This is a genomic window from Kitasatospora sp. NPDC086791, from assembly GCF_040685975.1.
Taxonomy (GTDB): Bacteria; Actinomycetota; Actinomycetes; order Streptomycetales; family Streptomycetaceae; genus Kitasatospora.
This window is the reverse complement of the sequence record NZ_JBFBOC010000007.1, coordinates 202,121-216,033: the sequence shown is the minus strand read 5'-3', so window position 1 is coordinate 216,033 and position 13,913 is coordinate 202,121. Positions and strand designations below refer to the sequence as shown.

General features: G+C 73.0%; 10 protein-coding genes, 1 other RNA gene and 1 pseudogene. 11 read left to right on the top strand and 1 reads right to left on the bottom strand.

Annotated features, from left to right (window positions below; all coding sequences use genetic code 11):
• Window positions 1-50 precede the first annotated feature (50 nt).
• The 6 genes from AB0Q99_RS13715 (at window position 51) to AB0Q99_RS13690 (ending at window position 7,317) form a co-directional block, all read left to right on the top strand.
• Window positions 51-1,193, top strand: coding sequence for a S41 family peptidase (locus AB0Q99_RS13715; protein WP_363571209.1), 1,143 nt, complete (start codon window positions 51-53; stop codon window positions 1,191-1,193).
• A gap of 72 nt (window positions 1,194-1,265) precedes the next feature.
• Window positions 1,266-1,742: an SsrA-binding protein SmpB gene (gene smpB / locus AB0Q99_RS13710; RefSeq protein ID WP_363571207.1), complete on the top strand. Its 477-nt coding sequence runs from the start codon at window positions 1,266-1,268 to the stop codon at window positions 1,740-1,742.
• A gap of 86 nt (window positions 1,743-1,828) precedes the next feature.
• Window positions 1,829-2,210: a transfer-messenger RNA gene (gene ssrA, locus AB0Q99_RS13705) on the top strand.
• Between the two features lie 151 nt (window positions 2,211-2,361).
• Window positions 2,362-4,665, top strand: coding sequence for a UvrD-helicase domain-containing protein (locus AB0Q99_RS13700; protein ID WP_363571205.1), 2,304 nt, complete (start codon window positions 2,362-2,364; stop codon window positions 4,663-4,665).
• Window positions 4,666-5,031: 366 nt separating this feature from the next.
• Window positions 5,032-6,504 carry an NAD-dependent malic enzyme gene (locus tag AB0Q99_RS13695; RefSeq protein ID WP_363571203.1) on the top strand — a complete coding sequence of 491 codons (1,473 nt, stop codon included), beginning with the start codon at window positions 5,032-5,034 and terminating at the stop codon, window positions 6,502-6,504.
• Window positions 6,505-7,032: 528 nt separating this feature from the next.
• The gene (locus AB0Q99_RS13690; RefSeq protein WP_030242980.1) at window positions 7,033-7,317 is read left to right on the top strand and encodes an HU family DNA-binding protein; all 285 of its coding nucleotides are present in this window, start codon (window positions 7,033-7,035) and stop codon (window positions 7,315-7,317) included.
• Between the two features lie 76 nt (window positions 7,318-7,393).
• Here AB0Q99_RS13690 and murA read toward each other — a convergent pair whose 3' ends face one another.
• The gene (gene murA, locus AB0Q99_RS13685) at window positions 7,394-8,734 is read right to left on the bottom strand and encodes a UDP-N-acetylglucosamine 1-carboxyvinyltransferase (RefSeq protein WP_363571201.1); all 1,341 of its coding nucleotides are present in this window, start codon (window positions 8,732-8,734) and stop codon (window positions 7,394-7,396) included.
• A 300-nt stretch (window positions 8,735-9,034) separates the two neighbouring features.
• Between murA and AB0Q99_RS13680 the strand changes: the two genes are divergently transcribed.
• The 5 genes and pseudogenes from AB0Q99_RS13680 to AB0Q99_RS13660 form a co-directional block, all read left to right on the top strand.
• Window positions 9,035-9,619 (top strand): YqgE/AlgH family protein, encoded by a 585-nt coding sequence (locus tag AB0Q99_RS13680; RefSeq protein ID WP_363571200.1) that lies wholly within the window; start codon window positions 9,035-9,037, stop codon window positions 9,617-9,619.
• A 61-nt stretch (window positions 9,620-9,680) separates the two neighbouring features.
• Window positions 9,681-9,962 (top strand): DUF3039 domain-containing protein, encoded by a 282-nt coding sequence (locus tag AB0Q99_RS13675; protein WP_363571198.1) that lies wholly within the window; start codon window positions 9,681-9,683, stop codon window positions 9,960-9,962.
• Between the two features lie 103 nt (window positions 9,963-10,065).
• The gene (locus tag AB0Q99_RS13670; protein ID WP_363571196.1) at window positions 10,066-11,676 is read left to right on the top strand and encodes a beta-N-acetylhexosaminidase; all 1,611 of its coding nucleotides are present in this window, start codon (window positions 10,066-10,068) and stop codon (window positions 11,674-11,676) included.
• A 390-nt stretch (window positions 11,677-12,066) separates the two neighbouring features.
• Entirely contained in the window at window positions 12,067-12,933 is an 867-nt protein-coding gene (locus AB0Q99_RS13665; RefSeq protein ID WP_363571286.1) for an FAD binding domain-containing protein, read from the top strand.
• Window positions 12,934-13,010: 77 nt separating this feature from the next.
• Window positions 13,011-13,487, top strand: a pseudogene (locus AB0Q99_RS13660) ((2Fe-2S)-binding protein); the annotation flags it as partial.
• Window positions 13,488-13,913 lie beyond the last annotated feature (426 nt).

Below are 13,913 nucleotides of genomic sequence, written 5' to 3'. Positions count from 1 at the left end.
CGCTCCGTTCGGACCCGTCGCGCGCGACGCGGTGTCTACACTCCGGTGCCATGCTGCAAACTCCGCGCAGGGCACGTCAGGTGGCCGCCCTCAGCCTGGTGTTCGGTGCCGTCCTGCTGGTCGGCGCGGCCACCGGAGCCTGGGGCGACCCGGGCGACCCGGCGCCGCGTCCCTCCGCCGACGCCGCCCGGGCCGCGGTCGGCGGGCCCCCGGCGGACCCGGCCGGCACCGCCCTGTCCGAGCAGCAGGCCGAGCACCTGCTCGGGGCCACCGGGGACCGCTGGGGCGCCTACTACAGCGCCCAGGAGTACGCCGAGTTCAGCCAGGGCCTGGACGGCCGGTACCTGGGCGTCGGCCTCTCGGTCGGCCGTGGCGAGGACGGCGTCACCGAGGTCTCCCAGGTCGCGCCCGGCGGCCCGGCGGCGGCGGCCGGGATCGCCCCCGGCGACCGGCTGCTGCGGATCGGCCCGGACCAGGCCGACCACCTGCCGGTCACCGACGTGGTCGCCCGGCTGCGCGGCCGGGGCGACGAGCGCCGGGCCGGCTCCGAGGTCACCCTGGAGGTCCGTCGCGGCGAGGGCGAGGTGCGCGAACTGCGGCTGCGGCGCGCGCTGCTGGACAGTCAGCAGGTCGCCGTGGAGCACCTGGACAAGGGCGTGCTGAGGATCACCGTGCGGGCCTTCACCAGCGGGGTGGCCGACCGGGTCCGCGCCGCGCTGCGCGCCCCGCACGGCGGCGTGGTACTCGATCTGCGCGGCAACTCCGGCGGGTTGGTGGACGAGGCGGCCGACACCGCCGGGATCTTCCTGGACGGCGGCCCGGTCGGCTCGTACCAGGAGCGCGGCGAGACCAGGGAGTTGACCGCCCCGCCCGGCGGCGACCAGCGCACCCCGCTGGTGGTGCTGGTGGACGGCGGCACGATGAGCGCCGCCGAACTGCTCGCCGGCGCCCTGCAGGACCGCGGCCGCGCCCTGGTGGTCGGCGCGCGGACCTTCGGCAAGGGCACCGTCCAGCAGCCCAGCCGGCTCGCCGACGGCGCGGTGCTGGAGATGACCGTCGGCCGCTACTACACCCCCGCCGGCCGCTCCCCGGAGGGCACCGGCCTCGCCCCCGACGTGCCGGCGGCCACCGGCGAGGAGACCGACGCGCTCGCCCTGCGGGTCCTCGCCGGACTGGGCACCCGCGCCCGCTAGCCGGTACCCGCCCGGCACCCGCGCCCAAAACAGCTGCCCGTCCGGGCTCCGAAGTGCGAGAATGGCCGCGCTATGGCAAAGGAAACGGGACACAAGCTGATCGCGCAGAACAAGAAGGCGCGACACGAGTACACGATCCTCGACACCTACGAGTGCGGCCTCGTACTCACCGGCACCGAGGTCAAGTCGCTGCGCGAGGGGCGGGCCAACCTGGTCGACGGCTACGCCTACATCCAGAACCACGAGGCGTGGATCGACAACGTCTTCATCCCCGAGTACACCCAGGGGACGTGGACCAACCACGCGGCCCGGCGCAAGCGCAAGCTGCTGCTGCACAAGCTGGAGATCCGCAAGATCGAGACCAAGGTCCGCGACGCGGGCCACACCCTGGTCCCGCTCTCGCTGTACTTCAAGGACGGCCGGGTCAAGCTGGAACTCGCGCTCGCGGTCGGCAAGAAGCTGTACGACAAGCGCCAGACCCTCCGGGAGAAGCAGGACACCCGCGAGACGGCCCGCGCGGTGGCGGCGGCCCGGCGGCGCCAGGGTTAATCCGCTGGACCCTCGCCCGTCGCCTCGCGTACTATGGCGGCAGCAACACGGACGGTCATCGTCCGAGCTGTTTCTCAAAAAAACATGGGGATGATCGGTTTCGACAGGGGATGTTGAAACAGGGGAAGCGAGCCGAGGAACGCGGCAATGATCTCGTTAACCACGTGTCGCAAAAAAATAATCGCCAACTCTAAGCGCGATTCCCAGCAGTTCGCTCTCGCTGCCTAATAAGCACCGATAGCGCTTGGGTGTCAGACCGGGGAGTTCCCGACCCGGACCCTGGCATAATCTAGGGAACTCAACCGTCCGCCCGGGCTGCGGGGGTGGATGGGAAATCAAACAGCAGCTGGGCCTGTTGGCGGCTTGTCCGTGTGACCGCCAGGGCCGAGAAAATCACAGCGGACTGCGCTCGGAGAAGCCCTGAATTAACTCCACTGGACCCGGGTTCGATTCCCGGCATCTCCACCACCCCATGTTCACACCGAAGGCCGTCCTCCGCTCCGCGGAGGACGGCCTTCGGACTTTGTCCGCTCCGGAGCAGCGCGGCCGGGGGGTCGCGGCGTAGGATCATCCGTCCGCTCGTTTTCCGGAGCCGGATTCCGCCGCAACCACCGAGGCCATGCAGAGCAACACGGACACCACCGCCACCGCCGATCACGAGACCGTCCGCGAACGCGAGATCGCCGGTGAGCAGCAGCACCTCGACACCGTCTACCACCGGTTGGAGGAGAAGCTCGCCGAGGCCGAGTACATCCTGGAGGACGCCGCCAAGCGGGTCCAGGTCGGCACCCCCGGCGCGCTCGCCGAGCGCGACGCCCAGGTCTACCGGGCCGGCGCGCACCTCCAGCGCCTCAACAACGAGTTCGAGGACTTCCTCTTCGGCCGGATCGACCTCCAGCGGGCGGACGCCCCGGAGGAGCACGGCATCCCCTCGAACACCCCGCTCGACCCGGCCGACCCGGTCGTCGCCGAGACCCTCCACATCGGCCGGCTGGGCGTGCTGGACGCCGAGTACGGTCCGCTGGTGATCGACTGGCGCGCCCCCGCCGCCGCCCCGTTCTACCGCGCCACCCCGGTCGAGCCCGGCCGGGTCATCCGCCGCCGGGTGATCCGCTCCAAGGGGCGCAAGGTGATCGGCGTCGAGGACGACCTGCTGCGCCCCGACCTCACCCCGACCCTGGCCGGCCGGGAGCTGGCCGTGGTCGGCGACGGCGCGCTGATGGCCTCGCTGGGCCGCGCCCGCAGCCACTCGATGCGCGACATCGTCTCCTCGATCCAGAAGGAGCAGGACGAGGTGATCCGGGCCGCCGCCGCGGGCGCCACCCTGGTCACCGGCGGCCCGGGCACCGGCAAGACCGCCGTCGCCCTGCACCGCGCCGCGTACCTGCTCTACCAGGACCGCCGCCGCTACGCCGGGGGCATCCTGGTGGTCTCGCCGACCCCGCTGCTGGTCTCCTACACCGAGGGCGTGCTGCCCGCGCTCGGCGAGGAGGGCCAGGTCGCCATCCGGGCGATCGGCTCGCTGGTGGACGGCATCGAGGCGGGCAGCTACGACACCCCCGAGGCGGCCCGGGTCAAGGGCTCGGCCCGGATGACCCAGCTGCTGCGCCGGGCCGCCCGCGCGGCGCTGGAGCTGGGCGCGCCGCAGGAGCTGAAGGTGGTCGCCCGGGGCGAGGTGCTCAAGCTGGACGCGGGGCGCCTGAAGACCGTCCGGGGCAACGTGGTGGGCTCCGGCGGCACCCCGCTGAACCTGCTGCGCCCGCGCGCCCGCCGGCTGCTGCTGGACGCCCTGTGGCAGGAGGTCGTCAAGCACCTGCCGAAGCCCACCGACCACTACGCCCGGGAGCAGCGCCAGGAGGAGAAGGAGAGCTTCGACGAGTACGTCTCGGACGAGGCGCCGTTCCTGGACTTCCTGGACGCCTGGTGGCCGACCCTGACCCCGCGCCGGGTGCTCGGCACGCTCAAGCAGCACCGCCACACCAACCGGATCGCCCGCCGTGCCGTCACCCCGGACGAGGCGAGGCTGCTGGCCGCCTCCTGGCGCCACCTGTCCCCGGAGGGCGAGGGCGCGCTGTCCGCGCACGACGTCGCGCTGGTGGACGAGCTCCAGGTGCTGCTCGGCGAGCCGGCCCGCCCGAAGGTCCGCGAGGTGGACGCGATGGACCTGCTGACCGGCCTGGAGGAGGTCACCACCTTCGCCGACCGCTCCACCCGGCAGCGCGAGCGCCGGCCGGTGGAGCGCACGGAGTACGCCCACGTCATCGTGGACGAGGCGCAGGACCTCACCCCGATGCAGTGGCGGATGATCGGCCGCCGGTCCCGGACGGCCACCTGGACCATCGTCGGCGACCCGGCGCAGTCCTCCTGGCCGTTCCCGCAGGAGGCCCAGGCCGCGCTGGACGAGGTGCTGGCCGGCAAGCCGCGCCGCCGCTTCACGCTGACCGTGAACTACCGCAACCCGGCCGAGATCGCCGAGGTCGCGGCCAAGGTGCTGGCGCTGGCCGCACCGGGCACGCCCTCGCCGAGCGCGGTGCGCCACGTGGGCGTGGAGCCGCGCTTCGCGGCCGTCGCCGACCCCTCGCCGGAGGCCTTCGGCAAGGCCGCCCGGGCCGAGCTGGAGCGGCTGCTGGCCGAGGTGGACGGCACCGTGGCGATCGTGGTGCCGATGGACCGCCGGGCCGAGGCGGCCGGGTGGGCCGAGAGCCTGGGCGAGCGCGTGGTGGCGCTGGGCAGCCTGGAGGCCAAGGGCCTGGAGTACGACGCGACCGTGGTCGCCGACCCGACCGGCATCGCCGGTGAGTCCGAGGCCGGCCTGCGGGTGCTGTACGTCGCACTGACCCGCGCGACCCAGCGGCTGACCGTGCTGTCCGGTCCGGACGACCTGCCGGACGCGGACGGCGTGCCCGCACTGCTGCACGGCTGACGGGCCGTAGAGCGGCACGGGCGGCACGGAAGAAGGCCCCTCACCGGGTGGTGAGGGGCCTTCAGACGTTGACGACACCGACCCGCCATGCTCGCCTCGCGGCAAGTGGTCCCTCGAAGGGACGAAGGTTGGGCCCGGGGGCTTGGATCGAGCCGGTGTCCCGTCCAATGTAACGCATCGGCCCGGAGAGGCAAGGAGTGGGAGCGGGGAGTCCGGCGGGAGCCGACCGGATTGTCGGATCCGCACACTCAATGAACGTTATTTCTGGCTATCCCTCGGAAGGTGCGACGATCGAGTTCAGCATGCGCAGGCGATGCCTTCAACACAATGTTGAGCCTGCGGGACAGACGGAAGAAGGAAGCGTCGATGGCGACGGTGCCCAGTGTCTCGAACTCGATCACGGTACGGCTGGAGGTCCCGGCCCGGGGCAACGCCGTCAGCGCGATCACCACGGCCGTGGAGTCCTCCGGCGGGTCGGTGACCGGTCTCGACGTCACCGCCTCCGGTCTCGAAGCGCTGCGCATCGACGTCACCGTGGCGGCTTCCTCGGTCGCGCACGGTGAGGAGATCGTCGAGAAGCTGCGCGCGATCGACGGCGTGGCGATCGGCAAGGTCTCGGACCGCACCTTCCTGATGCACCTCGGCGGCAAGATCGAGATGTCGTCCAAGCTGCCGATCCGCAACCGTGACGACCTCAGCATGATCTACACCCCGGGTGTCGCCCGGGTCTGCATGGCGATCGCCGAGAACCCCGAGGACGCCCGCCGCCTCACCATCAAGCGCAACAGCGTCGCCGTGGTCACCGACGGCTCGGCCGTGCTGGGCCTGGGCAACATCGGCCCGGAGGCCGCGCTGCCGGTCATGGAGGGCAAGGCGGCCCTGTTCAAGCGCTTCGCCGGGATCGACGCCTGGCCGATCTGCCTGGACACCCAGGACACCGACGAGATCGTCGCCATCGTCAGGGCGATCGCCCCGGGCTTCGCGGGCATCAACCTGGAGGACATCTCCGCGCCGCGCTGCTTCGAGATCGAGGCCCGGCTGCGCGAGGCCCTGGACATCCCGGTCTTCCACGACGACCAGCACGGCACCGCGATCGTGGTGCTGGCCGCCCTCACCAACGCGCTGAAGGTGGTCGGCAAGGAGATCTCCGAGATCCGCGTGGTGATGTCGGGCGCCGGCGCCGCGGGCACCGCGATCCTCAAGCTGCTGATGGCGGCCGGCGTCGAGCACGCCACCGTGGCGGACGTGCGCGGCGTGGTCCACCAGGGCCGCGAGGACCTCAACGACAGCCTGCGCTGGATCGCCGAGCACACCAACCGCTCGGGCCGCACCGGCACCCTCAAGGAGGCCGTGGCGGACGCCGACGTCTTCATCGGCGTCTCGGCCCCGAACGTCCTGGACGGCGACGACCTGGCCACCATGGCCGAGGACGCGATCGTCTTCGCGCTGGCCAACCCGGACCCGGAGGTCGACCCGGCCATCGCCCGGCAGACCGCCGCCGTGGTCGCCACCGGCCGCAGCGACTTCCCGAACCAGATCAACAACGTGCTGGTCTTCCCGGGCGTCTTCCGCGGCCTGCTGGACGCCCAGAGCCGGACCGTCAACACCGAGATGATGATCGCCGCCGCCCGGGCGCTGGCCACCACCGTCGCCGACGACGAGCTGAACGCGAACTACATCATCCCGAGCGTGTTCCACAAGGACGTCGCCAAGACCGTCGCCGCCGCCGTGCGCGAGGCGGCCCTGGCGGGCGGTCAGGAGGCCCCCGGGCCGGGCCGTCCGACCCCGGGCATCGTCGGCACCCTGGACACCTCCGCCTTCCCCACCGTCAAGCTCTGACGGCCACCGGCGAGCCCCGCCGGACGGATCGGCGGAGGCTTCGCTGATCGCTCAAATGTGCGAATAGCGGTCATACCCGCCCGGCCCGCCCCGAACCCTTGCGACACAAGGGCGAGGGGCGTGTTTGGGCTTGTCAGTCCCAGGGCGTACGGTAGCCCTGCACGGGGCAGGCGTGTCCGACAAGTACGGAACGTCCCCCTGGTCTTCCGGCGAGTCGTCCCGACCGCCGCCCGCGCCCGGTCCGCCGGAGCCGACGGAGCGTCACACCTCCAACGGGCGGGTGATGTTCGGGCGGCTCGGTCGAGGCCCGATTGGCTTTCTCGGGGCCGGTCGGGGCAGGATTCGTATCCAGGCAGGCGGGCGGGCCTTCGAAGGCTCCGGCGCGCGGCATCGGGTACGGACCCGGCCTGCGACCACGCATTGCCTGCATGAGCACAGTGTGCGGACCTGCGGCCCATCCGGGTGCCCCCCGGTGGGAGCACCGATGGGCCCCCGCACACCGCAAGCGAACAGACCACAGGAGTACACATGAACCGCAGTGAGCTGGTGGCCGCGCTGTCCGAGCGCGCCGAGGTGACCCGCAAGGACGCCGACGCCGTTCTGGCCGCCTTCGCCGAGATCGTCGGCGAGGTCGTCGCCAAGGGCGACGAGAAGGTCACCATCCCCGGTTTCCTGACCTTCGAGCGCACCCACCGCGCGGCCCGCACCGCCCGCAACCCGCAGACCGGCGAGCCGATCCAGATCGCCGCGGGCTACAGCGCCAAGGTGAGCGCCGGCTCCAAGCTGAAGGAAGCCGCCAAGGGCGCTGCCTGAGCCACCCCTTGAACGCCCGAGAGGCCGGGCTCCCCACGCGGGGAGCCCGGCCTCTCGTCGTGCGCCGGGCCGCTGATCAGGCGTCGACCAGCTGCTCGCTGGGCAGCTCGACGTGCGCGCCCAGGTCGCGCAGCTTGTCCATGAAGTTCTCGTAGCCGCGGTTGATCAGGTCGATGCCGTGCACGGTCGAGGTGCCCTCGGCCGCCAGCGCCGCGATCAGGTACGAGAAGCCGCCGCGCAGGTCCGGGATGACCAGCTCGGAGCCCATCAGCTTGGAGGGGCCGGAGACGACCGCGGAGTGCAGGAAGTTGCGGGCGCCGAAGCGGCACGGGGTGGCGCCCAGGCACTCGCGGTAGAGCTGGATGTGAGCGCCCATCTGGTTCAGCGCGCCGGTGAAGCCGAGCCGCGACTCGTACACCGTCTCGTGCACGATGGACAGGCCGGTGGCCTGGGTCAGCGCGACGACCAGCGGCTGCTGCCAGTCGGTCTGGAAGCCCGGGTGCACGTCGGTCTCCAGGGCGATCGCCTTGAGCTCGCCGCCCGGGTGCCAGAAGCGGATGCCCTCGTCGTCCACCTCGAAGGCGCCGCCGACCTTCCGGAAGGTGTTGAGGAAGGTCATCATCTCCAGCTGGCGGGCGCCGCGGACGTAGATGTCGCCCTTGGTCGCCAGCGCCGCGCAGGCCCAGGAGGCGGACTCCAGGCGGTCCGGCAGCGCGCGGTGGTTGTAGCCGTTCAGCTCGTCCACACCGGTGATCAGGATGGTGCGGTCGGTGCCCAGCGTGATGATCGCGCCCATCTTCTGCAGGACGCAGATCAGGTCGACGATCTCCGGCTCGATGGCCGCGTTGCGCAGCTCGGTGACGCCCTCGGCGAGGACGGCGGTGAGCAGCACCTGCTCGGTCGCGCCGACCGAGGGGTAGGGCAGCTCGATCTTGGTGCCGCGCAGGCGCTGCGGGGCGACCAGGTAGGTGCCCTGCGGGTGCTTCTCGATGGAGGCGCCGAACTGGCGCAGCACCTCGAAGTGGAAGTCGACGGGACGGCCGCCGATGTCGCACCCGCCCAGGCCCGGGATGAAGGCGTGGCCGAGGCGGTGCAGCAGCGGGCCGCAGAACAGGATCGGGATCCGGGACGAGCCGGCGTGCGCGTCGATGTCGGCCACGTTGGCGCTCTCGACGTGCGAGGGGTCGAGGATCAGCTCGCCCTCCTCGTCACCGGTGCGCACGGTCACGCCGTGCAGCTGGAGCAGGCCGCGAACCACCTTGACGTCGCGGATGTCCGGGACGTTGCGCAGTCTGCTGGGGCCCTGGCCGAGGAGGGCGGCGACCATGGCCTTGGGGACCAGGTTCTTCGCACCGCGGACGCGGATCTCGCCTTCGAGCGGGTTTCCGCCGTGGACCAGCAGGACGTCGTCGGTCATCGTTCTCGCAATCCGGGGTGCCAGAGGAGTTGTGGGAGGGCTCCGGGAGAGAGCCGGCGGTGGACCGGTCGTACGGGCGCGTTCGGGCCCCCGGCGAAACCGAGTCGGCACCGTATAAAGGCGTCCACCAGACGTAGATGGTAGTGGGCGCTCCGGCGGTTCCCGTGAGCCTCTCCCGTGATGGTGCTCTCTCCGGGGGTCCGGGCGCCCGCCGGTGGGGCCGGACGGGTGTTCGTCCGGCGTGGCGGTTTCGCGCGTTGCGGTGTCCCGGCGGTGCCGTTCTGCGGGATCATGTGAGGCATGACGGCGGCCCATTCGCACGGAGGCCGGTCCCACACCGGCCGTCTGCTCGTCGCGACGCCCCTGCTCGCCGACCCGAACTTCGCGCGGGCGGTGGTGCTCCTCCTCGACCACGACGCCGAGGGGGCGCTCGGTGTGGTCCTCAACCGGCCGACGCCGGTCGAGGTGGGCAGCGTGCTGGACGGCTGGGGCGGACTGGTCGGCCAGCCGGCCGTGGTGTTCCAGGGCGGGCCGGTGGCGCTGGACTCGGCGCTCGGCCTCGCGGTGGCACCGGGGGAGCCCGGCACCGGCGAGCCGCTGGGCTGGCGGCGGGTGCACGGCGCGATCGGCCTGGTGGACCTCGAGGCGCCGCCCGAGGTGCTGGCCGGCGAGCTGGGCAGCCTGCGGATCTTCGCCGGGTACGCGGGCTGGTCGCCGGGGCAGCTGGAGACCGAGCTGGAGAGCGGCGCCTGGTACCTGGTGGACTGCGAGTCCGGGGACGTCTCCAGCCCCGAGCCGGAGCGGCTGTGGCGCTCGGTGCTGCGCCGCCAGCGCGGTCCGCTGGCCCTGTTGGCGACCTACCCGGACGACCCGACGATGAACTGAGCCGCGGGCCCGCCGCGCGACACTGGCCCGGTTTCCCGGGGCGCCCATAGACTTGGCACCCATGAGCACTCTTGAGCCCGAGCGCGGCCTCGGCACCGGCACCCTGGTCGAGCCCGTCCCCCAGGTGTCCCACGGGGACGGCGACCACGAGCGCTTCGCGCACTACGTCCAGAAGGACAAGATCATGGAGAGCGCGCTCTCCGGGTCTCCCGTGGTGGCGCTCTGCGGCAAGGTGTGGGTGCCCGGACGCGACCCGAAGAAGTACCCGGTCTGCCCGATGTGCAAGGAGATCTACGACGGCATCGGCAAGCCGCAGGGCGGCGACGGCGACGGCGAGAAGTAGTCCGCCCGCCTCCGGTCCGCCCGTTCCGCGGCGTCGTTTTGCATAGCACCGTGATCGTGCAGTGGTCTATGCCAATCCCCCCGGGCGTGGGCAGGATGTCGGGATGGACCTCATTCCCGCACCCTCGCGCGCCGTCCGCCGCCCGGACGAGGACTTCCCGCTCGACGCCACCACCACCCTGACCGCACCGCCCGCGCTGGCCGACGCCGAGCGCTGGCTGCGGGGGACGCTGTCCGCCGCCACCGGGCTGCCGTTCGGCCCGGGCCGGCCGGGCGCGGGCATCGAACTGGTCCAGGACGACGCGCTCGCCGCCGAGGCGTACCGGATCACGGTGCGCCCCGGCCACGCGCTGCTCGCGGCGGGCGGGCCGGTCGGTGCGCTGTGGGCGGCGCAGACCCTGCGCCAGCTGCTCGGGCCGGACGCCTACCGGCGGTCGCCGCTGCGCCACGAGGGCTGGGTGCTGCCCGGCGCCGACATCGAGGACGCCCCCCGGTTCGGCTGGCGCGGCGCGCTGCTCGACGTCGCCCGGCACTTCCTGCCCAAGGCGGACGTGCTGCGCTTCGTCGACCTGCTGGCCGCGCACAAGCTCAACGTGCTGCACCTGCACCTGACCGACGACCAGGGCTGGCGGGTGGAGATCAAGCGCTACCCGGCGCTGACCGCGCAGGGCGCCTGGCGGGAGCGCTCGATGGTCGGCTTCCGCTCCGCCGACCGCCGCGACGACCGCCCGCACGGCGGTTACTACACCCAGGACGACCTGCGCGAGATCGTCGCGTACGCGGCCGCGCGCGGGGTGACCGTCGTCCCGGAGATCGACCTGCCCGGCCACACCCAGGCCGCCGTCGCCGCCTACCCCGAGCTGGGCAACACCGACGTGGTGGACACCGCCGCGCTCGGCGTCTGGACGGACTGGGGGGTGAGCCCGCACGTGCTCAACGCCTCCGAGGAGACCCTGCGCTTCTTCGAGGGCGTGCTGGAGGAGGTCCTGGAGCTCTTCCCGTCCGAGTTCGTCCACCTCGGCGGCGACGAGTGCCCCAAGGAGCAGTGGAAGGACAGCGCCGCCGCCCAGGCCCGGATCCGCGAGCTGGGCCTGGCCAACGAGGACGAGCTGCAGAGCCACGTCATCCGGCACTTCGACCGCTGGCTGGCCGAGCGCGGCCGCCGGCTGATCGGCTGGGACGAGATCCTGGAGGGCGGGCTCGCCCCGGGCGCCGCCGTCTCCTCCTGGCGCGGCTTCGGCGGCGGGATCGCCGCCGCCGAAGCCGGGCACGACGTGGTGATGTGCCCCGAGCAGCACGTCTACCTCGACCACCGGCAGGCCGGCGGGCCGGACGAGCCGATCCCGGTCGGCTTCGTGCGCACGCTGGAGGACGTCTACCGCTTCGAGCCGGTGCCGGAGCAGCTGGACGAGGCCGCGGCACGGCACGTGATCGGCACCCAGGCCAACCTGTGGACCGAGTTCATGGACAGCGCCCGGGACATCGACTACCGGGCCTTCCCCCGGCTGGTCGCCTTCGCCGAGGTCGCCTGGTCCGAGCTGCCCGCCCAGCCGGCCGAGCGCGACTTCGCCGGCTTCGAGCGGCGGCTGGCGACGCACCTGAAGGCGCTGGACGCGCTCGGCGTCGAGTACCGCCCGGCCGACGGGCCGCTGCCCTGGCAGCGCCGGCCCGGTGTGGTCGGCCGGCCGATCGAGGGCCTGCCGCCGGTGCGTTAGCGGGCCTGTCGCCGCCGGGTGCCGGGGCGGCCCGCCACCGGTGCGACCGGGCGGGCCGTCGAACTCCCGTCCGTGCGGCGACGGCCCCGGTGCTACCCGCCGGGAACTTCTGAGTGGTCATCCGACGTCAAGAACAGGTGAACATCTGCCCTGGCCCGATCCGGGTCGGGGCAGATACCGCCCGGTATCCGTCCCAATCGGGCAGTCCCGTTCACCGGCCCCGAAATGATCATCGAGCATTGTGTGCCAGAGTTGCCCAACCCGGCCCGATCGCCCGTACCCTACGGGCCAGGCCGGGCTGCTGACGCGGACACTACGGCCCAAGGCCGCGGGCGGCAGGCGATCGATGAGCAAGTGGAGCACGGTGGGACCCAGGTGAACCGGACGATCATGCTGCCGGCCTCGCTCGACGAGGCCGTCGACGCGCTGGCCGCCGCCCCGGCCGCGGTACCGGTGGCCGGAGCCACCGACCTGATGGAAGCCGTCAACGCCGGACGGCTGCGCCCCGCCGCCCTGGTCGGCCTCGGCCGGATCACCGAACTGCGCGGCTGGCGCTACGAGGACGGCGGTACCGCGGTGCTCGGCGCCGGACTCACCCACGCCCGGATGGACCGCCCCGACTTCGCCGCGCTCATCCCCGCGCTCGCCGACGCCGCCCGCACCGCCGGCCCGCCGCAGGTCCGCAACGTCGGCACGCTCGGCGGCAACATCGTCACCGCCGCCCCGGCCGGCGACACCCTCCCGGTGCTCGCCGCGCTGGAGGCCACCGTCACCCTCGCCCGGGCCGGGGGCAGCCGCGAGGTACCGGTCAGTCACCTGCTCACCGGCCTCGACCCGCTGCGCCCCGGCGAGCTGCTCACCTGGGTGCGGGTCCCGCTGCTGCACGCCCCGCAGGTCTTCCTCAAGGCCACCGGCCGCAGCGGCCCGGCCCGCGCCACCGCCTCCGTCGCCCTCGTCCTCGACCCGGCCCGGCGCTCGGTGCGCTGCGCCGTCGGCGCCGTCGCCCCGGTGCCGCTGCGCCCGCTGGAGGCCGAGGCCTGGGTGGCCGGCTGCATCGACTGGGACGGCAGCCGGGAGATCGACCCGGCCGCGAACGCCGCCTTCGGCGAGTACGTGGCCTCCGCCTGCGTCCCCGACAACTACGGCGCCGAGGGCTCCTGGGAGGCCGTGACCGAGGGGCCGACCGCGGCGGCCGTTCGGCTGCGGCGTACCGTAGCGGTGCTGGCCCGACGGGCACTGGGAAGGGCGCTGAAGTGACCACAGACCCCATCGAGACCCTCGACGCCGACCCGCTCGGCCTCTCCCCGCAGGTCAGCCGCGAGCTGCGCCCGTGCGCCTCGTACACGCTACGGGTCAACGGTTTCGAACGGCCCGTCACTGACGCCTGGATCGGTGAGAGCCTGCTCTACGTGCTGCGCGAGCGGCTCGGCCTGGCCGGCGCCAAGGACGGCTGCGAGCAGGGCGAGTGCGGGGCCTGCTCGGTGCAGGTGGACGGCCAGCTGGTGGCCGGCTGCCTGGTGCCCGCCGCGCTGGCCGCCGACAGCGAGATCAACACCGTCGAGGGACTGTCGGCCGCCGGCGGCGCGAGCGACGTCCAGCAGGCGCTGGCCGCCTCCGGCGCCGTGCAGTGCGGCTACTGCACTCCCGGCATGGCGATGGCGGTGCACGACCTGCTCCAGCGCAACCACCGGCCCACCGAGGTCGAGGCCCGGCAGGCGCTCTGCGGCAACCTCTGCCGCTGCACCGGCTACAAGGGCGTGCTGGCCGCGGTCCAGACCGTCGCGGAGGCCCGCGCGGTGGAGGCCGAGGAGGCGGAGGAGGCCGCGACGCTCGCCGGGGAGGCCGCCGCGCAGTCCGCCGAGCCGGCCGCCGGGGCACCGGCCGACCCGGCCGCCGGGGCCGAGCCCGAGGTCGAGTCGCCGGTCTACACCGACGCCGATGCCTGGATCGAGCACGTCCCGCAGCAGGCCGTCGGCCCGCAGGCGGTCGAGGCGCACCCCGCCGAGCAGCCCGTCGACCAGCAGCCCGCGGACCCGCACCTCGCCGCCCAGCACCCCGCCGTTCCGCACCCCACCGCCCCGCACCCCACCGAGCAGGCCCACGCCCCGGCCGCGGCGCCGTACGGCGACCCGTCGGGCGGCTACGACACCGGGGTGTACGACACCACCGTCCTCGCCCCGGTCCAGGGCGGCATCCCCGCCGGGACCGCCGACGACCAGGTCTACTACCCGCCCCAG